At 66.4% G+C, this 19,837-nt stretch carries 21 protein-coding genes and 1 tRNA gene; 14 read left to right on the top strand and 8 right to left on the bottom strand.

The features are described from left to right. Positions 1-7: 7 nt before the first annotated feature. From NJQ98_RS11115 to artA, 4 genes are all read left to right on the top strand, one after another. A complete protein-coding gene (locus tag NJQ98_RS11115) occupies positions 8-448 on the top strand; it encodes a TIGR04206 family protein (protein WP_262178559.1) in 441 nt (146 codons plus the stop codon). A gap of 46 nt (positions 449-494) precedes the next feature. Next, positions 495-1,247 (top strand): VOC family protein, encoded by a 753-nt coding sequence (locus tag NJQ98_RS11110; RefSeq protein ID WP_262178557.1) that lies wholly within the window; start codon positions 495-497, stop codon positions 1,245-1,247. A gap of 574 nt (positions 1,248-1,821) precedes the next feature. Beyond that, entirely contained in the window at positions 1,822-4,164 is a 2,343-nt protein-coding gene (locus NJQ98_RS11105; RefSeq protein ID WP_262178555.1) for a DUF7827 domain-containing protein, read from the top strand. A 193-nt stretch (positions 4,165-4,357) separates the two neighbouring features. Beyond that, positions 4,358-5,359 carry an archaeosortase A gene (gene artA, locus NJQ98_RS11100; RefSeq protein ID WP_262178553.1) on the top strand — a complete coding sequence of 334 codons (1,002 nt, stop codon included), beginning with the start codon at positions 4,358-4,360 and terminating at the stop codon, positions 5,357-5,359. Here artA and dph5 read toward each other — a convergent pair. Further along, positions 5,356-6,126 (bottom strand): diphthine synthase, encoded by a 771-nt coding sequence (gene dph5 / locus NJQ98_RS11095; RefSeq protein WP_262178551.1) that lies wholly within the window; start codon positions 6,124-6,126, stop codon positions 5,356-5,358. The two genes, artA and dph5, sit on opposite strands and share 4 nt — an antisense overlap. A gap of 76 nt (positions 6,127-6,202) precedes the next feature. Between dph5 and NJQ98_RS11090 the strand changes: the two genes are divergently transcribed. The 5 genes from NJQ98_RS11090 (at position 6,203) to NJQ98_RS11070 (ending at position 9,291) form a co-directional block, all read left to right on the top strand. After that, positions 6,203-7,183, top strand: a complete 981-nt coding sequence (locus NJQ98_RS11090; protein WP_262178549.1) for a class I SAM-dependent methyltransferase — start codon at positions 6,203-6,205, stop codon at positions 7,181-7,183. A gap of 77 nt (positions 7,184-7,260) precedes the next feature. After that, positions 7,261-7,674, top strand: a complete 414-nt coding sequence (locus NJQ98_RS11085) for a universal stress protein (protein ID WP_262178547.1) — start codon at positions 7,261-7,263, stop codon at positions 7,672-7,674. Between the two features lie 112 nt (positions 7,675-7,786). Beyond that, positions 7,787-7,860 (top strand) — tRNA-Thr (locus tag NJQ98_RS11080). Between the two features lie 209 nt (positions 7,861-8,069). Further along, entirely contained in the window at positions 8,070-8,663 is a 594-nt protein-coding gene (locus tag NJQ98_RS11075) for a hypothetical protein (protein ID WP_262178545.1), read from the top strand. Beyond that, positions 8,650-9,291, top strand: a complete 642-nt coding sequence (locus NJQ98_RS11070; protein ID WP_262178543.1) for a DUF2238 domain-containing protein — start codon at positions 8,650-8,652, stop codon at positions 9,289-9,291. Before NJQ98_RS11075 ends, NJQ98_RS11070 begins: the two co-directional genes overlap by 14 nt. A 13-nt stretch (positions 9,292-9,304) precedes the next feature. Here NJQ98_RS11070 and NJQ98_RS11065 read toward each other — a convergent pair whose 3' ends face one another. Both NJQ98_RS11065 and NJQ98_RS11060 read right to left on the bottom strand, forming a co-directional pair. Further along, positions 9,305-9,829 (bottom strand): DUF8173 domain-containing protein, encoded by a 525-nt coding sequence (locus NJQ98_RS11065; RefSeq protein ID WP_262178541.1) that lies wholly within the window; start codon positions 9,827-9,829, stop codon positions 9,305-9,307. 51 nt (positions 9,830-9,880) lie between these two features. Continuing rightward, positions 9,881-10,921 (bottom strand): NAD(P)-dependent alcohol dehydrogenase, encoded by a 1,041-nt coding sequence (locus NJQ98_RS11060; RefSeq protein ID WP_262178539.1) that lies wholly within the window; start codon positions 10,919-10,921, stop codon positions 9,881-9,883. Between the two features lie 217 nt (positions 10,922-11,138). Here NJQ98_RS11060 and NJQ98_RS11055 point away from each other — a divergent pair, with 217 nt between their 5' ends. Then, positions 11,139-11,438, top strand: coding sequence for a DUF7562 family protein (locus tag NJQ98_RS11055; protein WP_262178537.1), 300 nt, complete (start codon positions 11,139-11,141; stop codon positions 11,436-11,438). Positions 11,439-11,444: 6 nt separating this feature from the next. Here the strand turns inward: NJQ98_RS11055 and NJQ98_RS11050 are convergent, their stop codons facing one another. Further along, positions 11,445-11,687, bottom strand: coding sequence for a DUF7385 family protein (locus tag NJQ98_RS11050; RefSeq protein WP_262178535.1), 243 nt, complete (start codon positions 11,685-11,687; stop codon positions 11,445-11,447). 76 nt (positions 11,688-11,763) lie between these two features. Continuing rightward, complete coding sequence (locus NJQ98_RS11045) at positions 11,764-12,621, bottom strand: cytochrome c oxidase subunit 3 (protein ID WP_262178533.1); 858 nt, start codon at positions 12,619-12,621, stop codon at positions 11,764-11,766. A 208-nt stretch (positions 12,622-12,829) separates the two neighbouring features. Between NJQ98_RS11045 and NJQ98_RS11040 the strand changes: the two genes are divergently transcribed. Together NJQ98_RS11040 and NJQ98_RS11035 are read left to right on the top strand one after the other, a co-directional pair. Then, positions 12,830-14,209 carry a hypothetical protein gene (locus tag NJQ98_RS11040; protein WP_262178531.1) on the top strand — a complete coding sequence of 460 codons (1,380 nt, stop codon included), beginning with the start codon at positions 12,830-12,832 and terminating at the stop codon, positions 14,207-14,209. Further along, positions 14,206-14,463, top strand: a complete 258-nt coding sequence (locus NJQ98_RS11035; protein WP_262178529.1) for a DUF7410 domain-containing protein — start codon at positions 14,206-14,208, stop codon at positions 14,461-14,463. The genes NJQ98_RS11040 and NJQ98_RS11035 overlap by 4 nt, the downstream gene beginning before the upstream one ends. A 19-nt stretch (positions 14,464-14,482) precedes the next feature. On the opposite strand, the gene NJQ98_RS11030 is transcribed toward NJQ98_RS11035, so the two are convergent. The 3 genes from NJQ98_RS11030 to NJQ98_RS11020 all read right to left on the bottom strand — a co-directional run bounded on the left by NJQ98_RS11030 (position 14,483) and on the right by NJQ98_RS11020 (position 17,310). After that, entirely contained in the window at positions 14,483-15,208 is a 726-nt protein-coding gene (locus NJQ98_RS11030) for a DUF6517 family protein (RefSeq protein ID WP_262178527.1), read from the bottom strand. An 82-nt stretch (positions 15,209-15,290) separates the two neighbouring features. Then, complete coding sequence (gene cysS, locus NJQ98_RS11025) at positions 15,291-16,775, bottom strand: cysteine--tRNA ligase (RefSeq protein WP_262178525.1); 1,485 nt, start codon at positions 16,773-16,775, stop codon at positions 15,291-15,293. A 61-nt stretch (positions 16,776-16,836) separates the two neighbouring features. After that, a complete protein-coding gene (locus tag NJQ98_RS11020; RefSeq protein WP_262178523.1) occupies positions 16,837-17,310 on the bottom strand; it encodes a DUF7523 family protein in 474 nt (157 codons plus the stop codon). 202 nt (positions 17,311-17,512) lie between these two features. On the opposite strand from NJQ98_RS11020, the gene NJQ98_RS11015 reads away from it, so the two are divergent. Then, entirely contained in the window at positions 17,513-18,868 is a 1,356-nt protein-coding gene (locus NJQ98_RS11015; protein WP_262178522.1) for a hypothetical protein, read from the top strand. Positions 18,869-18,941: 73 nt separating this feature from the next. Next, on the top strand, positions 18,942-19,820 hold the full coding sequence (locus tag NJQ98_RS11010) for a CbiX/SirB N-terminal domain-containing protein (protein WP_262178520.1): 879 nt from the start codon (positions 18,942-18,944) through the stop codon (positions 19,818-19,820). Positions 19,821-19,837 lie beyond the last annotated feature (17 nt).

Raw genomic sequence — 19,837 nt, 5'->3', positions numbered from 1 at the left:
GTCCGGTATGGCCGCTGACTCCCGTCGTCGCCTCGGCGTCGTCGCTCTGTTGGGGCTGTGCCCGTGGACCGTCCTCGTCATCGGGAGCGAACTGACGCTGGTCTTTCCCGCCGGGCTGGTGAACACGAACCCGCTCCAGTTCGTCTCGATATACGACTTCTTCTTCAGGTTCACCGAAGGGGTGCCCTCGTTTATCGAATCGTGGCGCACCGGCGTCCTCCTGTATCTCGTCGCGCTCGCGAGCGTCGTCTCGGGCGTCGTCTGGCGGGAGGACCCCCGGATCACGGCGCTGTCGCTGGTCGGTGCGGCGCTCTCACAGGTCGGCGTCCTCGTCGGCTTCAACCGCCGGTTGGGGTACGTCGCACTGCCCGTCGGGACGGTCGGGATGCTGGCGGCGGTCTGGTGGTACTACTGGCCGCTGTTCGGCGCGAGCGAGAGCAGCCCGTGACAGAGCCGTCGATACGCTTTTCGCCGTTCGGGACGACGGTTCGACCATGCTGACACTCGACCATACGATGATGCGTGTCGAAGACCTCGAAGCCTCCCTCGACTGGTATCAGGAGCACCTCGACTACGAGGAGAAGAGCCGCTGGGAGGCCGACACCTTCACCAACGTCTTCCTCGGGCCCGAGGACGTCCACGAGGAGGGGGCGCTCCTCGAACTGACGTGCAACCACGACGACCGCACGTACACGCACGGGGACGCGTGGGGCCACATCGCGGTCCGGGTCGAGGACGTCTACGACGCCTACGAGGAACTGATGGACGCCGGCGTCGAGGACTACCGCGACCCCGACTCCTGTGGCGGCTCCTACGCCTTCGTGAAGGACCCCGACGGCCACGAGATAGAAATCGTCGAGCGCGACCACGGCGCGAAGTGGAGCCTCGACCACACGATGTTGCGCGTCGAGGACGCCGACAAGGCCATCGGCTGGTTCACCCGGAAACTCGACTACGAGATGTTCCGCCGCTCCGAACACTCCTCTTTCGCCCTGTACTTCCTCAAGCCCCGCGACGCCGCTGACGAGGCGATGTCGGTCGAACTGACCTACAACTACGACGGCCGCAGCTACGAGCTGGGCGACGCCTGGGGCCACGTCGCGGTCAGCACCGACGACCTCCACGACACCTGGGAGTCGCTCATGCAGCGCAACGCCGAGGACTACCGCGACCCCGAGAGCTGTGACGACCGCTACGCTTTCACCAAGTCCCCCGACGGACACGAAGTCGAGATCGTTCGGGAGTAGCGAGACTTCGAGCATCGCGAGAAGTCTCGTACCGGAGCGGGGAACGCAGTGACCCGCGGAGGCACAAGTGAGGGCCCTCGACGGAACGGCGACGGAGGGGCCCGTGGAGTAGCAGACTTCAAGCTTTGAGAGATGTCTCGGACAGGAGTTGGGAACTGCGTAACCTGTACGAGGTGGCGAGGACCGCCGAGTCCACGTTGACGGCGTAGCTGTCACAACTGTTCTCGCGCGTGTGCGCGAAAAAGCCTCGTTGCAGGACTTAGCAGAACATCACCGTCTTATCGTGGTACTTTAACCCACGGTGTCGGACACGCGAATGACACCAATCCGGAAATAACCACAAAGCCCTTATACTGACATAGGAGGCCCTGTTGGGCCCGATTTCGGGCATGGTAAAATTTGACATCCCACGCGACTGACCACAAAGCATTTATAACATCCGGCTCAGGTTACATCCGTACCCCTACCCATGGCGCCAGAAGTGAGTACACCGGTTCGGTCTATGCGCGGTCGCGGCGACCGCGTTCCGACCACGTGGAAAACGGCTGACGCCGCCCGATAGCAACCAACAACTATGACAAGCAATTCAGACAAACTCCGCAGCCTGATTCTGGCTGCGCTGATGGTCTTCTCGGTATTCGCCGGGACCGTCGCGCTGACCGGGAGTGCCGCTGCTGAGGTTTCAGGTAACGCTAGTGCCTCCACCTTCTATGGTGGTCAGGAAATAAAACTCAACAGTAGTACCGCTGGGGTTGAAGACAACAAAGAGTATCAGATTCGAGCAGTCGACACCAGTGGCGATAACGACAAAGTCGGCAGCCTCCGACGGACGATTACGACCAATGGTTCGAGCTACGCCTCGTTCGAACTCGACGGTCGACTGAGTGAAGGTGACTTCACCATCGTTCCGGCCGACGCTCAGACCAACCCGATTGACCTCGACGGTGACGGCAACCGGTCCGAGGTTGCTGACGACCAGTTCGAGGTCGTGACTCAGGACCTCTCTGCCCAGTTTGACGACGAATCCGTCGGTAACGACGGCGACCAGGCTGAGGTCGACTTCGAAATCGAATCTAACGTCCGAACCTCCTACGCGGTCAACGTCTCCGCACAGGATGACCTAGACGTTGGCGAACTCAAAGATATCTTCGTCAACAACGGGCCTTACGACCTCGCCCCTAACGACATCGCCCCTAACGGGGAGAACGAGTTCCCGGACGCTGACTCCGAGACGATTACCATCGTCCGTGACGCCACTGCCACCAACCCGACCGCAGACGGTGAGGAGACCGTTAACTTCCAGGACATCGACGCAGGGTCCTACACGTTCGTCACGAACGTGACGGATACCAGTGCGTCCGACACTGACACTATCGAAGTCACCGACACTGGTGACGAGACGACCGGCTTCGGTGACAACGTCTACTCCGACCAGGTCGGTGACGTCGTCAACATGACCATCGAACTGGAGAACACCGACACCGCAACGGTGCAGGTCGGCGACCAGAGTGAGGACGGCTACGCGGTCGCTGCGGAGATTGAGGACGAGAACGAAGACGGCGTCGCCTACGTTGAGTTCAACAGCTTCGAGGCTGGCTCCGGTAGCGGTGCCCTGAGCGCCGGTGACGACGACACTGACGTCAGTCAGGTCGGCAAGACCGGCTTCTCCGGGACTCCCGGCGTTGACGCTCTCGAGTCCGGTGACTACAGCCTGTTCGTCACCGCAGACACCCCGAAAGATACCTACGAGTCCTCTGACGCGGACGCTCGTGGGACGCTCTCGCTGAGCGAAGGGACTGTCGACAACCTTCAGATGTGGACCGTCCCCGAAGACGCGCTGAGCGACCTGCAGAGCGCGGACGCGGAAGATGTCTCCGGCTACGCACAGGCAGGGAACCTCACCCAGACCAGCACCATCGCACAGGGCGACGGTGTCGTGGTTCAGGTTGAGGCCTCCGGGCTCGAAGGTGCCTTCACCGGCACTGACAGTGCGTCGGATTACGAATCCATAGTCGGTAACAACTCAGTCGCCACCAACGAAAGCGCTGAACTACCCGCTACGCTCGTCTTCGAGACCCAAACGGGTAAGAACAGCCAGGGTAACAACGATGTCACCTTCGGAGAGCTCAACAATGTGTCGAACATTGAGGTTCTCTACGACGATGACAACGACGCACACTACGTCACCTTCAGCAGCGACGACTTCATTGATGCAGTCAACGCTGAAAACAACGACTCGAGCACTGACCTGCACTCGGACGGTGACGACTACATCGCTAACTTCACGGTCTACGACGAAAACACCGAACTCTACGAGGACACTACCACTGTCGATCAGGAGTACACCGTAGAGGACCCGGAGATCGAACTCGACACCAACGCTGACGACGAGATCGTTCTCCAGGCCGGCCCCGGTCAGGAAGTCACCGGTGACACGAACCTCGCACCTGGCACCACTATCGAGGCCACTCTCGACAGTGACGCCAGCGGCGACCCGTTCGTCAAGCGGCCCGAAGCGACCGTCGAGTCTGACGGTACCTTCACCGCTGTCGCTGACTTCAGCGACAACAGCGCCGGCTCCGAGTTCACCGCTGAGGCAACTGCCTCTGACTTCAGTGGCAACCTCGATTCGACCAGCGACGAGTACGACGGTCGCCTCACCGAGTTCACCGGTGAGCCGGTGACGGACACGCCGGACGACGGCACCGACTCGCCGGACACGGACACGCCGGACACGGACACGCCGGACACGGACACGCCGGACATGGACACGGACACGGCAACCGAGGAGACGACTGACGATGGCGGCGAAACGACCGAAACCGCAACCGGCGGTAGCGGTCCCGGCTTCACGGCCGCGTTCGCTCTCATCGCTCTCGTCGCCGCGGCGCTGCTCGCAGTCCGACGCAACAACTAACGGGACCGCCCCGTCCTTGACTTTCGAACTTTTTTGTACGCTCGTCCGGTAGCGACAGCGCCCGTTACACGCGCTCGTCCAGCGCCGGTTAGCTATACGACGGCGGCCAGCGGGACGTTCCCGCCCGCTGTCTCCGGCTTGGTACTCACAGACAACGACAAAGCATTTAGGCCGGATTGGCAAAGATATCTCAATGATGCTCCCGGTACTCCAGTCGACCATCACCGCTGGCGGGGTTACCTTCGACCCGCTCGTCTGGTCGGAGCCTCTGATGTGGGTGGTGCTCGCGGCCTTCCTCGGCAGTGCCGTCGTGGGCCGGTCCGACAGGGAGTGGGCACGCCGGGTCGCCGTGGCCGGCTGGGTCGCCTTCGGGGCGTTCTGGCTGGTCCTCATCCCCCATTTCATACTAACGCAGAAGAGCCTCATCGAAGGAGTTGGCAGCCTCGCGGCGGTCCCGCTGTCGGTGTGGGCGGGCTACCAGCTGTGGCAGGGCCGGGACTCGCTGTTCGCCCTCACGCGGGCGGTGGGGATGATGGGACTGGTGTACGTGCCCTTCCTCACTATTGCTCCCTTGCGCGGGGCTCTCGTCGAATCCGTCGCCGACCAGACGGCGTTTCTGCTGTCGCTGCTGGGGGTCGACCCGCTCCTCGTCGACGGGCTCTCGTACAACGGCGTTCCGATAGCCGACAAGCCCTACCCCTACGAGAGTACGTTCTGGTTCGAGGGGACGACACAGCCGATAACGTACACTATCATACTGGCCTGTACGGGCATCGGTAGCATCGCTATCTTCGCCGGCGGTATCCTGGCCGTGTCGGCGCCCTGGCGGCGCAAACTCCGGGCGCTGGCGATGACGGTGTCGGTCATCTACGTGCTGAACTTAGTGCGGAACGTGTTCATCGCGGTCTCGTTCGGCGAACAGCGGATGCAGATTCTCCCCGGCTTGGTGATGACGGTGTTCGGACTGGACGACCCACAGATGGTGTCGTACTACGTGGCGGACAGAATCCTCGCACAGACGGGCTCGGTCCTCGCTCTGGTGGCGATCACCTACTTCCTCGTGCGGGAGCTCCCGGAGATAACCGTGCTGGTCGATGACTTCCTCTTCCTGGTGACCGGAAACGAGTACGACCTAGCGGCAGCGTTCGATACGGGCGCTGACACAGTGGACGACGCGGCCCCGACCGACGACTAGGCGTCGGCGATAGCCGACAGCGCCTCGTCTTCGATGGGGTGTAGGTCCCCGGGTATCACGAGCAGGTGAAGCGGGTCGCCGAAGTCACGGGTGGCGAGATTCGCCAGCGTGTCGGCGACGACCAGCGGGTCCGGGCTTCCGGCCCGGGCGACGACGACGGCGAGTTGCTCGGGGAACTCGGCACTGAGCAGCTCGGCGGCCCGGTCGGCTGTCATGTACGTGTCGTCGCTCTCGGCCCAGTGGGGGTCGTCGACCTTGATGTCGAGGTAGACGAGCGTGTGGAGGTCTCGCTCACGGTTGTCCTCGATGGTCGCGACGACGCTGTCGGGGACGCCGTCGCCGCCGTGGGCCTTCTCGAAGGGCAGCGTCGTCGCCTTCCCGAAACGGTAGTTCTGGAGGCCGGTGAGCGAGCCGGCGGCCGTCTGTGCGGTCGTTCCGTGGACGATGCGGGTCTCGATGCCACGCTCCTCGGCGCGGATTCGGAGGTCGGTGTGTGTCGTCGAGACCATCGTGTCGCCGGCGGTGAGGAAGACGACATCGGCCGACTCGGCGGCGTCGAGGACAGGTTCGGGGTCACGCTCGACGCCGGCGCGGTCACGGACCTCGATGGTCGTGTCGTGGAACCGTTCCAGGGAGTCGAGGTCCGTCCCGACGAGCCGGCTGGTGTAGAACTCCGCGAAGACGCGGTCCGCCTCGCGGATGGCGTCGCGCCCATCGATAGTGACAGAGCGCTCGTCGTAGAGGCCGAGACCGACGAAGGTGAGCATACCCCGAGTCGGTCGGCGCGGGCCATAAAGGACGCGAAGCGTCAGGCTTACCGCTGGGGGCGGGCGAGGGGAGCGTATGGCCGTTCCCTGCGTTCGTGTGGCCGTCACCGAGGGCGAGGCGACCCGACAGCGCCTCGCCGATGCGGACCTCATAGACGACGGCTACGACATCACCGTCGAAGCGGACACGCTGTACATCCCAGTGACGGAAGCCGCCGCGGTGCCGGAGACATTCGAGGTCGTGGCCTTCGACGCGCCGGTCCGGGAGGGACAGACGATGCCCGCCGACGAGCTGGGGTTCGACCCGAGCTACGAGCGGCTGGGCGACCTGGTCATCATCGACGAGGACGACCCGGACAGGGCCCGGCGGATAGCCGACGCCATCGTCGCCTCGGACCTGCCCGTCGAGGGGGTACTGAACCGCGCCTCGAAGATAAAGGGCACCGAACGCGTCCGCGACTGGGAGGTCCTGGCCGGCGACACCACCGAGGTGCTCCACCGGGAGTACGGCTGTGCGTTCGAGCTCGACCTGGCCGAGGTGTACTTCTCCCCGCGGCTGGCCACCGAGCGCCACCGGGTGGTCGAACAGGTCGAGGAGGGCGAGCAGGCCTTCGACATGTTCGCCGGCGTCGGCCCCTTCGTCATCCCGTTCGCGAAGCGGGGCGCGACCTGTGTCGGGACGGACATCAACGAGCGAGCTATCGAGTACCTCCGCCGGAACGCGGAGCGAAACGGCGTCGCCGACCGGGTCAGGGCCATCTCCGGCGACGTCCGGCAGGTCTCGACCGACTACGAGGGGTGGGCCGACCGCGTCGTGATGAACCTCCCACACAGCGCCGACGACTTTCTGGAGACCGCAGTCGGGCTTGCCGGGGACGACTGCAAGATACACTACTACGACATCCAGCCCGACACGGACCCGTTCGGACCGGGCGAGCGGGCGATACGCGCGGCGGCCGAACCGGCCTACGAGGTGTCTATCGAGACCCGCCGGACCGTGCGGTCGTACGCGCCGGGCGAACACAACGTCGTCATCGACGCTCGGATACGGCGGTGAGTTCGCCGGAGTGACAAAAGTTACGGGGGCAGCAGTTGAACCTCCGCGCAACGGGACCTGACGGTCCCTCGGATATCATGTACCGAATACTCCTCCCCGTTGATACGGACCCGGATCGTGCCCGCGGACAGGCCGCCTTCGTCGAAGATATGCCGACCGACGCGGCGAACATCGAGGTCGTCGTCACCCACGCGCTCCCCCCGGACGATGTCGAGGACCCCGAGGACTTGGATAACCTGACCGACATCGAGACCGTCACGCTCGCGCGGGACTACCTCGAAGAACGCGGCTACGACGTGACACTCGCCGCGGGGCGACTCCCGCCGGCCGACGGCATCCTCGATATGGCCGAGGACCACGATGTCGACCAGATCGTCATGGGGTCGCGAAAGCGCTCCCCGACCGGCAAGGTCATCTTCGGTAGCGTCTCCCAGCAGGTGTTGCTGGAATCGCCCGTCCCCGTCACTATCGTCGGGACGCAACTGGCCTGAGGGCGCCGCCGATTCGCAATCCTTATTGCGGTTATCGGCACTATCCTGTATTGCTGAGAGGCACACTGTGGACGTGCTGTCGGAACGCGTGCTTGGTCGAGTGTGCCAACGCGCCGGTGTAGCTCAGACTGGCAGAGCGAATCCTTCGTAAGGATTAGGCCGAGGGTTCAAATCCCTCCACCGGCTTCTTTTCCGCCGAGCGAATCCCTGAGTCGGCAATTCGTTCCGGTGATTCCAATCAGGGAAGGACTCCGTCCAGACCGTGCTATCCCCACCGGCTCCCTGCTGTGAACCGATCCCGAGCAGGGTCGTTTCGGCCGCTGTCGCGGAACGGCGCGACAGCCGACTGCTGTGGCGCCCGAATATTTTAGTTACCAGTATGACATGTTCGGGTCGTGGCTCAGTTCACTGCATTCACACGCGACGAACGAACGAACGCGGCTCTGGCGTGGGTACTGATAGGCCTGCTGACGCTCGACGCTGTCGGGAGCCTTCGTACCGGCGACGTGCTCTGGGCCGGGTTGACGCTGCTTGTCGTCGCCGTCGCGGTGGTGCCGCCCCTGGCGGTACGGGCGTGGACGGTGATGGTTCCGTGGCCGGTGGTAGCGCTCGGTGTCGCCGCCGCGGCCGTCCAGTCGTTCGGTATCCACTCGGAAGCGGCGGGCTATCTGGCCGTCGCGACGCTGGCGCTGCTGGTGGTGGTCGAACTCGACGCGTTGACCCCGGTCGAGATGAGCCGACGCTTCGCGGTGGGCTTTGCCGCGCTGACGACGCTCGCCGTCCAGGGGTGGTGGATCGTCGCACAGTACGCTTCGGACCGGTGGCTGGGGACCACGTTCCTGCGGTCCCAGCGGGAGCTGCAGTGGGATATCGTCCTCGTGACCGGCGTCGGTGTGGCCGTGGCGGCGTGTTTCCAGTGGTACTTTGACCGGACCGGACACGTCGGCTCCGCCAAGCGACCCGCGGTTACCACAGATGACGCTAACTGACGCGCTCGGGCTGTCCGCGGCCGGGGAACGGCGCCTGGTTCGCGTGTTGCAGGTCCTGCTCGGCGGGCTGACCGTGTACGGCGTCGTGACGTTCCAACTGGGGATGGCGGCGAACGCGGGCGTGGCTCTCGGCGTGACGCTGTTGCCGGCGCTGTTGCGGCGCGAATACGGGTATACGATGGACGCCGGGCTCGTCCTCCTCATCACCGTGGCCGTCGTCCTCCACGTCGTGGGCGCGCTCGGTCCCTACCGGTGGGTCTCCTGGTACGACGAGATAACCCACACCGTCTCGGCGGTGCTCATCGCGGGCATCGGCTACGCCGTCCTCCTGGCGTTCGAGCGCCACTCGGCCGCGGTCGAGGTCCCGGCGGCCGTCCGCGGGGTGTTCATTCTCGTGTTCGTCCTCGCCGCCGGAGTCGCCTGGGAGGTGCTTGAGTTCACCATCGCCGAGCTGTCGCGCGTTCTCGGCGTGGGGTCGCCGCTGGTCGTCTACGGCATCGAGGATATCGTCACGGACATGGTATTCAACACCGTCGGCGCCCTTCTCGTCGCTGTCTGGGGGAGCGGCTACTTCGACGACTTCGTGCCGCTCGTCCGCCGGTGGCTTCGGTCCGTAGACGAGCGGTAAGACCCGCTACCGCTCAGTCCAGGAAGTCACGCAGGACGGCACCGAAGCCGGCTGCGCCGATGGCGAGCGTCAGAATGCCGCCGATACCGGTCAGCGTCAGCGCGCCGTTGATACCGGCCCCGACGAGCAGCGGCTTCGTCCAGCCGTCGTCGCGCCCGACGAGGCGCTCACCGATGGCGAGAAAGGCGATGGACGCGCCGACCGCCCAGACGATGTACAACACCAGGACGAGCGGAATCGCGACGAAGATACCGATGATGGTGATGACGAGCACCAGTACCACGAGGGCGAAGAAAATCAGCGAGACGAAGCCGTAGATGAACGAGCCGACCGGCTCGTCTAGCAGGGTAGCCATCTTCCGTTCGGTGTAGTCCGGGACGACGGCGACCAGGATTGCGCCGACGACGAGCGTGGTGACGAAGGCGCCGACGGCGCTCCCGGCCAGATTGAGGAGCGGACTGCCGACCGATTCCACCGGTTGGCCCGGCCCCGGTCCCATCTGCAACGCGGCCGCAATCGCCTGTGAGGTAGCTGACATACCGGTGGAGACGAACGGGGCGGTAAAAAGCGTATGCCAGATGGCCCCGTCTCAGGGGATGATGACCGCGCGGCCGTCTATCTCGCGTTCTTCGAGCTTCACCGCTACGTCGTTGACGTCCTCGAGGTCGTAGCGGGTGGTGTGGAGGTCGACGGCGCCGCGTTCGACCAGCGCGACGAGCTCCTGGAGCTCGGCGTAGCGGCCGACGATGTTGCCCTGGAAGGCGAACTCGCCGTTGACCAGCGCCTGTGCGGGCTCGTGGATGTGTCCGCCGTAGCCGATGATGTGGTGGTCCCCGCCGGCCGCGGTGATGTCGGGCGCGAGCTGGGTGGTTTCGTCGGCGCCGACGAAGTCGAGCACCTGCGCGGCGCCGACCCCGTCGGTTATGCCTTCGATTTCACTGGCCACGTCCTCGCTCGTCGGGTCGATAGTGTAGTGAGCTCCCAGGTCGCTGGCGAGGTCGCGGGCGGACTGTTTGATGTCGACGCCGACGATGTCGGCGGCGCTCATCGCGTCGAGACACTGCAGCCCGATGTGGCCCAGGCCGCCGACGCCGATGACGACCGCCGCGTCGCCGGGGTTGAGCTCCCGGACGGCCTTCTTCGCGGCGTGGTAGGCGGTGATGCCCGCGTCGGCGTGGGGCGCGATGTCGGCCGGGTCGACGCCGTCGGGCAGCGGGATGACCGACCGCTCGCTCGTGTGGAGCTTGTCGGCGAAGCCGCCGTCCGTCGTCAGCCCGTTGAACGCGTCGTTCTCGCAGTACATCGTCTCGCCCTGCCGGCAGGGACGGCACGTACCGCAGGTCTGGACGGGATGGCAGATGACCTGGTCGCCTGGTTCGACCAGCTGGACCTCCTCCCCGACGGCGACGACGGTGCCGGCGTTCTCGTGGCCCAGCGTCATCGGCAGCGGCTGTGGGACGTACTGTTCCCACATCCCCTCGATGATGTGGTTGTCCGTCTGGCACCAGCCCGCGCCCTCGACCTCGACGATTACGTCGTCGCTGTTTGTCACCTGGGGTTCGTCTACCTCGTCGATAGAGAGCCCGTCTTCCATCTCGTCCGTGTACTCGTGTAATCTGGCGGCGCGCATCCCCTGAACGTTCGGGATAATTCGTTATAAAAATCAGCTGTTAATTTCCCGGTCGGAGCCCCGAAAGGGGCGTCTCGGCCTTTCACGGCTGCAGCGCCGCCCGGGGACGGATAAATGCCCCTCTCAGCTGGGGCACAACAGCGAGTATTCGGACACCCGAACGCACGGATATGGTCACAATCAAGGCCGTGAGCGACAGGGAGGACAGTGTGTAGCGATGGGGTTTCGGAACGCCTGGCACCGCGACGACGCAACTGTCACGTGTATCGCCTGCGGGGAGTCGGTCGACCGGTCGGCGGCCCGCGAGTACGACAAACACGGCGACCGCTGGGAGCGCGAGGGGAAGTCCTTCGAGCACCTCTGCAAGCCCTGTGACCGGGCGCGCTGTCACCGCCCGCGCGACGGGCTGGAGGCCCGTCTCGTCGAGGCGGCGGAGGGGACGGACTGTCCCGAGGCGTTCGTCGCTCGGTATCTCGCGCTGGCTCGTGAGGACTGCTCGCCGGTTCAGGAGGAGTGACCGGAATCAGTGCGTGAGCACGAGGAGCCCGTCGTCGGTCCGGGCGAGACAGAACGACGTGCCCGGGTCGCCGAAGCTCGCCGTCCGCTGTTCGGTGATAAACAGCCGCTCGAAGGGGTCGCCACAGGACGGACAGGCAAATCCCTCGCGGTTCGCCAGCGTCATCGTCCCGCGGTCCTGTTTCAGTAGTTTCAGCCCGTGGCGGTAGTCGTGGACGTCGAAGCCACCGCTGACGTCTAGCTGTTCCATACACGTCCGACGACCCCGCGGTGCTTAAGCGTTGTACGGATTGCCGCTCCGCGGAACGCGGCGACGATACGCCGTCTCAGACCAGGTTCGCGCCGACGTAGAGGACGACGACGAGGAAGACCCAGACGACGTCGACGAAGTGCCAGTACATCGAGGCCGTCGAGACCGAGGTGTGGCGCTCGGCGGAGTACTGGCCGTACCAGCCACGGACGAAGACGATGCCCAGCAGGACCGCGCCCATCGTGACGTGGAGTCCGTGGAGCCCGGTCAGGCCGTAGAAGGCCGAGCCGTAGATGCCCTCAGAGAGGGTAAAGCCCTCGTGGACGATGAACTCGTAGTACTCGTACACCTGCCCGCCGATGAAGACGATGCCCAGCAGGAGGGTCACGCCGAGCAGCTTGGTGAAACGGGAGCGGTTGCCGTTCCGCAACGCGACGTGACTGTAGTGCAGCGTGACGGAACTCGCGACGAGAATCAGGGTGTTGACGACGACCAGCGAGCCCCACACGCTCGGGATGTCGGCCGCGAGCCAAACGTCGGACCCGCGGATGAAGAAGTAGTAGACGAAGCCGGCCCCGAAGGTGGCCACCTCCGTCCCCAGGAACAACAGCATCGCGAACTTCAGCGCCCGTCCGGAGTGGTGGTCGGTACCCCGCTCCCAGAAGTCGACGACGAAAGCGTGGTAGAGCCAGCCGTAGATACCGGCCAGGAACAGGCCGATACTGGCGACAGTGACGCCGGCGCCGGTGGTCGCGCTCACGAGCGCGCTCTCGCCCATCGAGAGGACGAACAGCGCCGCTCCAACGTATATCCCCGACCCGCCGATAGCCGTGATGAAGGGCCACCAGCTCGCCTCGCCGAAGCCGTGTGGCCAGTCCTCCGTCGCGGGGAGGTGGTGTTCGTGGCCTCCCTCGTGTTCGTCGGTCGTGCTCATACCGGCCCCTTACGAGCGAATTACTAAAAGCCCATCCCATTGGTCGCGAGGTGCCGACGGCGGGAGGTGCCTCGACGGAGCGATGCCGCGGAGCGACCCGGGCGTCGAGTACTGTGAGACATCTCGGCGGCGAGCCTCAGAGCAAGCGACGGGCCGCGGCCGGGTCGATGTCGGAAGCTACACGGGCCCCAAGACTCTAGTGCCACCGATGAACACGCGTCGACGCCGCGTCGGCGGCCGGCTGGCGGGCGCGCTCGTGCTGTTGCTGGCGGCCGGGACCGCCTCGGCCCACGGGGGCAGCCTCGCCGGGGGCGGTCGCGAGTCGATTACGGTACCGACCTGGCTGTTCCTCTCGACGGGCGGTGCCGCCGTCGGCGCCTCGTTCCTGCTCGCCTCCTTCGTCACCGACCGCTCGTTTATCGAGCGCATCCACGACTGGGGGGTCCCGCTGACAGTAAGTGAGTCGCGCCTCCCGGAACTGTTCGCCCGTACCGTCGGGCTCGTGGGGTACGTGGCCGTCATCGTCGTCGGCTTCGTCGGCCCGCCGACCCCGCAGACGAACCTCGCCATCCTGCTGGTGTGGGTCGGCTGGTGGGCCGGGCTCGCCATGACGACGTACCTCGTCGGCAACACCTGGCGGGCGCTCAACCCGCTCGACACCGTCGCGCTGGCGCTGCCGTCGCTGGACCGAGAGTACCCCGACCGCGTGGGCGCTTGGCCCGCCGTGGTCGGCCTGCTAGCGCTCATCTGGCTCGAAGTCGTGAGCCCGCTGGCCGACGACCCGCGCCTGCTGGCGACCGCAGTCGTGGGATACAGCGCCCTGGCGCTGGCTGGGGCCGTCGTCTTCGGCCGCGAGACGTGGTTCGCCGAGGCGGACCCGGTCGAGCGCGTCTTCCGGTACTACGGTCGGGTCGCCCCCATCGGCTACGACGAGCGCGGTCTCCGCCTGCGCCTGCCCGGGATGGACCTCTCGTCGCCGCTGCTGGTCGACGGGCGCGACGAGGTGGCCTTCGTGGTCGCCCTACTGTGGGGGACCACGTTCGACGGCCTCGTGGTGACGCCGGCCTGGCGGGACCTGACGCGGCCGCTGGTCGACGCCGGCCTCCCGGCGCAGCTGCTCTACCCGCTTGCGCTCGCCGCCGGGTTCGGGCTGTTCCTCGGCGCGTACTGGCTCGCGGTCCGGCTGAGCCGGCGCGCCGCCGCCACGTATCTCACCGCCGAGACGCTCGCCCAGCGGTTCGCCCCGCCACTGCTCGCCATCGCCGCGGGGTATCACCTCGCACACTATCTGGGCTATTTCCTCGTACTCGCCCCGGCGCTGGGGGTGGCGCTGCTGTCGCCGCTGTCCGACCCCGGCGCGGTCCCCGTCTACGAGCCGCCGGGCTGGTTCAGCGGCGTCGGCATCGCCGCCGTCGTCGTCGGCCACCTCGTCGCCATCTGGGTGGCCCACGCCGTCGCCTACGACGTCTTCCCGTCGCGGCTCCAGGCCGTCCGCTCGCAGTACCCCTTCATCGCCGTGATGGTGTTCTATACGATGACCAGCCTGTGGGTCATCTCCCGGCCGGAGGTGCCACTGCCCTACCTATGACCGACGACTACCACGTCCCCGACGGCGCAGAGGTCTACGAGTGTCGCTACTGCGGGCACCCGTACGCTCGCGAGGAGTTGCTCGCCCTGCACCGCGGGCTGGACCACCCCGCGGAGCTGGGCGACGAGGAAATCGAAGCGTTCCGGGCGGCCCACGACGCAGAGAAATCGGAGCTGGGGGCCTTCCGACTGCGGGCGCTCGGCGCGCTCGTCGTCATCTACTTCTTCCTGCTGATGATTTACGCGCTCGTCTGAGCGCCGAAAACAGTGGAGTCTAGTTGCCGCTGTGTTCGAGGCCGCCGATGAGCTCGTCGACGTTGTCGGACTCGTCGAACTGCTCGGGGTGGACGGCGACAGCGATGATTACGTCACCGTCGTGTTCGAAGCTGACGACGTGGGCCTGGACCTCCACCTCGCGGCCCTCTATCTGGGTCGTCGCGGTGAACTGGGTGACGTTGCGCTCCTCGCCGAGTGACTCGACCGTCCGCGTGTCCTGCTGTTCGAGGTCGTCCAGCGTTCCGGTCTGCTCGGCCACCTGTTCGAGGATGCGTTCGTTGGACCAACTCGCGGCGGGGTTGAGCGTCCGCCCGGCCACCGACGCCCCCGGCGAGGAGACCACGACGAACCGCTTCATGTCCGCGACTTCGGTATCGCCGCCCGACTCCTCCGCCAAGGCGTCCTGAACCGTCTCGTTGTTCGCCAAGGTCTCGTTGTTGGCCAGGGTCTCGTTACCCGAGGCATCCGCCAGCGAGCCGCTGCTGGTGTACCTGTTGACCTGGTTCACGATGCGGATGGTCCGCTCCTGCCCGAAGAAGCTCACGTCCCGGGTTATCGTCCGCTCGCTGGAGTTGTTCATCTCGTACCCGGTCGAATCCAGCGCGCTGTCGCTGACCGTCCCTTCGCTGGCCTCGAACTCCACTGTCTCGCCCGTAATCAGGCCGACACAGCCGGAGGAGACGACCAGTACGGCCACGACGGCTGTCAGAATAACACGTCTCATACCAACACAACCCTGTTCTTTGTTTATAAGTTTCGTGGCTATCCCGGCGAGCGAAAGTCCCCTCGACAGCGGCGCGCTCGCGTCAGTCGCCGAGGCGGTAGGTCGGCCCCTCGTCGGTGTCCTGGACCTCGACGCCCATGGCTTCGAGTTCGTCGCGTAGCTCGTCGGCCCGCTCGTAGTTGCCCGCCGCCCGCTCGTCCTCCCGGGCCTGCAGGACGAGTTCGACGAGGTCGCCGGCCAGCGAGACGTCGCCGTCCTCGCCGCCGTCACCGAAGCCGAGACCGAGGACGCCACGGCCGAACTCCTCGAAGGTCTCGACGACCTGCCGGAGCGCCGCGTAGTCGTACGTCTCGCGGTCGTCGACGTACGCGTTGACCGCCCCCGTCAGGTCGAGCAGCGCCGTCGTCGCCTCCCGGGTGTTGAAGTCGTCGTTCATCGCCGCCTCGAAGGTCTCGCGGGCCTCGTCGACAGCGTCCCGGAGCCCCTCGTGGCTCACGGTGGCGTACGCGTCGACGCTGTCACAGGCCTCGACCGCGCGCTCGTAGCCGCGTTGCAGTCGGTCCCACCGCTCCTGGGCCTCGCCGATGGTCTCCTCGCTGTAGGTGGCCCGCGAGGTGTAGGCCGTCGACAGCAGGAACGTCCTGAGGACGTCCGGGCCGAACTCGTCGACGGCCTCGCTGACGGTGAAGAAGTTCCCCAGCGAAGAGGACATCTTCTCGCCTTTCGTCTCGAGCAGGCGGACGTGGAGCCAGTAGTCGGCAAACCGCTCTCCGGTCGCGGCCTCGCTCTGTGCGACCTCGTTCTCGTGGTGGGGGAAGACGAGGTCCTGCCCGCCGACGTGGATGTCGATTGTCTCGTCCAAGTGGGTCATCGACATGGCCGAACACTCGATGTGCCAGCCGGGCCGGCCCTCGCCCCACGGCGAGTCCCACGTCTGGGCCGTCTCGCAGGCCTCCTCGGCGGGGGCGGCCTCGGGGTGCTGGTGTTCCTCGATGTCTTCGGGCGCGACGCCGCCGGCCTTCCAGAGCGCGAAGTCCGCCGGGTTGCGCTTCTCGCCCGTGGCCTGGCCCTGGGATTCGAGGTCCTCGACGGACTGGCCCGACAGCTCGCCGTAGTCCTCGAAGCTCGTCACGTCGAAGTAGACCGAGCCGTCGACCTCGTAGGCGTGGCCGCTCTCGACGAGGCGCTCGACGAGCGAGATGATTTCGGGGACGTGTTCGGAGACGCGCGGATACACCTCGGCGCGGGAGAGGTTCAGCGACCGCATGTCCTCGATGACCTGCTGGACGTAGTGGCGCGCGACGTCGGCCTCGCTCTCACCGTCTTCGCCGACGCGGGCGACTATCTTCTCGTTGACGTCGGTGAAGTTCTCGACGTGGTGGACGTCGTAACCCAGCCACTCCAGCCAGCGACACATGACGTCGACGTGGACCCACCCGCGGGCGTGGCCCAGGTGGGGCGGGTCAGACGTCGTCAGCCCGCAGTAGTACAGCAACACCGAATCGGGGTCGCGTGGCTCGAACGGCTCTGTCTCGCCGGTCAGCGTGTTCGTCACGCGCAGCGTCATTAGCTGTACCCACCGGACCGGGCCGCTTCAAGGCGTCGGAACCGTTCGTTTCGGTCCCCGGCTACCGCCCCACGGCGCTCTCGACGACCCGCAGGGCGTCCGGTCCGTCGCGCCGCTCGACCACGACGACGAGGCTCCCCTCGCCCACTCCGGCGGCCCTGACGGCGATGTCCCCGGCTCGCAGGCAGCCGAGTACGTCGGCCAGTGCCGGCGGCGACACGTCGCCGCTGGCGACGATGCCGGTCAGCGAGCCCGCGCCCTCGCGCAGACGGATGTCGCCGACGACGAGGGCCCCGTCGCCGTCTTCGACGCGGCCGAGGCCGCTCCGCATCGAGACGCGGGCCTCGCTCTCGTGGACGGGCTCGTCGGTCAGTTCGTCGGCGAAGCGGCGCAGCGCGGTGGCGACGGCGTCGGTGTCCCCCTCGACGTCGAGCGTTCTGGCGGCGGCGGTGTAGTTGACCACGCCGGCCCGTAGGGCGTCGTAGAGGAACGGGCGCTCGCGGACAGCGTCGCGCGTGGCGGCGGCGAGTGACATACGGTATCCCCGGCGGGGAACGCACAAAAGTGTCGCCGGAACCGGTCGCACTCTCTCGGGTCGACGTGCCACACTGTCCGGGAGCGCGGTCACGCTCGACCGTCAGTCGCCCACACAGAGCCGACAGCAACCGCAGCGAAGCTTTTTGTCGGATACCGTCAAAAAGAACGAACGACACGTTATCCGAACGGGGGGATATCGCGTGGGAGGGCAATCAGTGGGCCAGATTAGCAACGTCACCAGGGGGGACAGCGAACTGCCGCCGGCGCTCACCCGGACCGCAAAGGAGGGACTCCGGTCCGGCGAGTACCTCGCGGACCGGCCGGCGATAGACGCTGTCGCGGAGGACGAGACCGTAGAGTACGTCGTGACGAACCGGGAGCGGGGCATCGAGATAGAGCGCGAGACGACCACGCGCGTGGTGCCGGACAGCCGGTACGAGACCGTCGTGGTCGTCACGGACCGGCGGGTGATCGCGCTGGTCGGCAAACTGGGCGGCGACCGGAAGCTCACGCTCGACATCGCGGAGATAACCGACGTGGCCACGACCGCGGACCGCCGGGAGGGGCGTCTGACACTCGACTGTGCCGACGGGCCGACGTGGCGTCTCCACACCGAGGCCGACGGTCTCGGGGCGGTCGCTGACTACCTCCGGCGCAGACGCGAAGCGTGTGCGACTGCCGGCCGCGTGGGCACCGCGACACGGTCGCTACGGGGGCTGTTCGAGACGACGGTCGACTCCGCGAAGTCGCTCGAACGCGACCGGGTGGCCGAGCTGATACCGTCGCTCGACGACCCACAGCGCGACGGGGACGAGCGAACCGACACCGCCGAGCCGGAGCCGACGGCGACCGATAGCCGCCGCTCCGGGACGGAGCCGACCCCGGGGCCGGAGAAGCCGGACAAGGAGACGGCGATAGACGAGATACTGCAGGCCCTGGCAAAGACGGACTGGCGGGCCCGGGGCGCACAACCCGAGAGCCCGTTCGACCTGCTGGCCGAGCGCGAGGACGAACTCGTCGGGGTCGTCGTCCACTGCCCCGACGACGGCCGCCTCGACCAACAGGCGATACGGGAGTGTGACGCGATTACTGGGGCCGGTGGCACCGACACGGCGATGCTGGCGACGACGGGGACCATTAGCGAGGCCGACGCGCGACTGGCCGCGGACCTCGGGGTCCGCCTCCGTAACGTGTCGACGATGCGCGACACCGCCGACCCGCCGACGGTCGAGGCGGTGAGGGAGATGGTCAGCGAGGTCCTCGGAACGGCCGGCTGGGCGGTCAGCTCGGCGGCGTCGGGACCGTTCGACCTGCTCGCGGACCGCGGTGACGAGCTGATGGGCGTCGTCGTTCACAGCCCCGAGGCCGGGACCGTCAGGGACAGCATCGAACGCTGTAGCGTCGTCACCGGCGCCGCCGGCACCGACACGGCGATGCTGGCGACGACGGGGACGGTGCGGGCGGCCGACGAGCGACTCGCGGAGGAACTCGGCGTCCGGCTGGTCGAGTCGGACTCACTCGCCCCGCGTCACGTGACCGAGGTTGCGGACGAGTAGGCCGGCCGCGTCCCCGACTGACTCGCTCGTCGCAGGGCGAAGCCCCTAAGGCCGATTCCGCCCAATGGCCCGTATGGATCAAGCGCTCGTCATCGCCGCCCACGGTTCACACCTGAACGCCGAGTCGAGCACCCCCACGTTCTCGCACGCGGACACCATTCGCGCGACCGGCGCGTTCAGCGAGGTCAGGGAGTCGTTCTGGAAGGAGGAACCGCACTTCCGGGAGGCCCTCCGCACCGTGGACGCCGGGGAAGTGTATCTGGTACCGCTGTTCATCTCCGAGGGCTACTTCACCGAGCAGGTTATCCCGCGGGAGTTCCGCCTGGAGGAGTGGGACCCTGAGCTGTGGGACTCCGACGGCACGAGCGCCAACTCCGCCACGCTGACCGCCGCGGACACCGACCAGACCGTCCACTACTGCGGTCCCGTCGGTACCCACGACTCGATGAGCGACGTCATCGTCCAGCGCGCGAAGTCGGTGACCGACGACCCCGACGTCGGCGACGGCTTCGGGCTGGCCGTGGTCGGCCACGGCACCGAGCGCAACGAGAACTCCGCGAAGGCCATCGAGTACCACGCCGACCGCATCGCCGAGATGGACCGCTTCGACGAGGTAGAGGCGCTGTTCATGGACGAGGACCCCGAAGTCGACGACGTGACGGACTTCTTCGAGAGCGAGGACGTCGTCGTCGTTCCCCTCTTTATCGCCGACGGCTACCACACCCAGGAGGACATCCCCGAGGACATGGGGCTGTGTGAGGACTACCGCGACGGCTGGGCGGTCCCGGAGACCGTCGACGGCCACCGCATCTGGTACGCCGGCGCCGTCGGGACCGAACCGCTGATGGCCGACGTGGTGCTGGAGCGGGCGGCCGACGCCGGCGCCGACGTGAGCGCGGCCATCGAACAGGTCCGCGGGGAGAGCGGCGCGGGGTCGGCCGCCGGCGACTGAAACGGAGTAGTATTGGA

Origin of the sequence: Haloarcula laminariae, assembly GCF_025457605.1 — an archaeon.
Classification (GTDB): domain Archaea; phylum Halobacteriota; class Halobacteria; order Halobacteriales; family Haloarculaceae; genus Haloarcula; species Haloarcula laminariae.
The sequence above is the reverse complement of the archived record's forward strand: the minus strand, read 5'-3'. Positions and strand labels throughout refer to the sequence as shown.

Bases quoted from the DNA above. Each gene is read 5' to 3' on its own strand.
- NJQ98_RS11115 (WP_262178559.1), top strand. From the start codon at position 8: ATGGCCGCTGACTCCCGTCGTCGCCTCGGCGTCGTCGCTCTGTTGGGG.
- NJQ98_RS11110 (WP_262178557.1), top strand. From the start codon at position 495: ATGCTGACACTCGACCATACGATGATGCGTGTCGAAGACCTCGAAGCC.
- NJQ98_RS11105 (WP_262178555.1), top strand. From the start codon at position 1,822: ATGACAAGCAATTCAGACAAACTCCGCAGCCTGATTCTGGCTGCGCTG.
- artA (WP_262178553.1), top strand. From the start codon at position 4,358: ATGATGCTCCCGGTACTCCAGTCGACCATCACCGCTGGCGGGGTTACC.
- dph5 (WP_262178551.1), bottom strand. From the start codon at position 6,126: ATGCTCACCTTCGTCGGTCTCGGCCTCTACGACGAGCGCTCTGTCACT.
- NJQ98_RS11090 (WP_262178549.1), top strand. From the start codon at position 6,203: ATGGCCGTTCCCTGCGTTCGTGTGGCCGTCACCGAGGGCGAGGCGACC.
- NJQ98_RS11085 (WP_262178547.1), top strand. From the start codon at position 7,261: ATGTACCGAATACTCCTCCCCGTTGATACGGACCCGGATCGTGCCCGC.
- NJQ98_RS11070 (WP_262178543.1), top strand. From the start codon at position 8,650: ATGACGCTAACTGACGCGCTCGGGCTGTCCGCGGCCGGGGAACGGCGC.
- NJQ98_RS11065 (WP_262178541.1), bottom strand. From the start codon at position 9,829: ATGTCAGCTACCTCACAGGCGATTGCGGCCGCGTTGCAGATGGGACCG.
- NJQ98_RS11060 (WP_262178539.1), bottom strand. From the start codon at position 10,921: ATGCGCGCCGCCAGATTACACGAGTACACGGACGAGATGGAAGACGGG.
- NJQ98_RS11055 (WP_262178537.1), top strand. From the start codon at position 11,139: ATGGGGTTTCGGAACGCCTGGCACCGCGACGACGCAACTGTCACGTGT.
- NJQ98_RS11050 (WP_262178535.1), bottom strand. From the start codon at position 11,687: ATGGAACAGCTAGACGTCAGCGGTGGCTTCGACGTCCACGACTACCGC.
- NJQ98_RS11045 (WP_262178533.1), bottom strand. From the start codon at position 12,621: ATGAGCACGACCGACGAACACGAGGGAGGCCACGAACACCACCTCCCC.
- NJQ98_RS11040 (WP_262178531.1), top strand. From the start codon at position 12,830: ATGAACACGCGTCGACGCCGCGTCGGCGGCCGGCTGGCGGGCGCGCTC.
- NJQ98_RS11035 (WP_262178529.1), top strand. From the start codon at position 14,206: ATGACCGACGACTACCACGTCCCCGACGGCGCAGAGGTCTACGAGTGT.
- NJQ98_RS11030 (WP_262178527.1), bottom strand. From the start codon at position 15,208: ATGAGACGTGTTATTCTGACAGCCGTCGTGGCCGTACTGGTCGTCTCC.
- cysS (WP_262178525.1), bottom strand. From the start codon at position 16,775: ATGACGCTGCGCGTGACGAACACGCTGACCGGCGAGACAGAGCCGTTC.
- NJQ98_RS11020 (WP_262178523.1), bottom strand. From the start codon at position 17,310: ATGTCACTCGCCGCCGCCACGCGCGACGCTGTCCGCGAGCGCCCGTTC.
- NJQ98_RS11010 (WP_262178520.1), top strand. From the start codon at position 18,942: ATGGATCAAGCGCTCGTCATCGCCGCCCACGGTTCACACCTGAACGCC.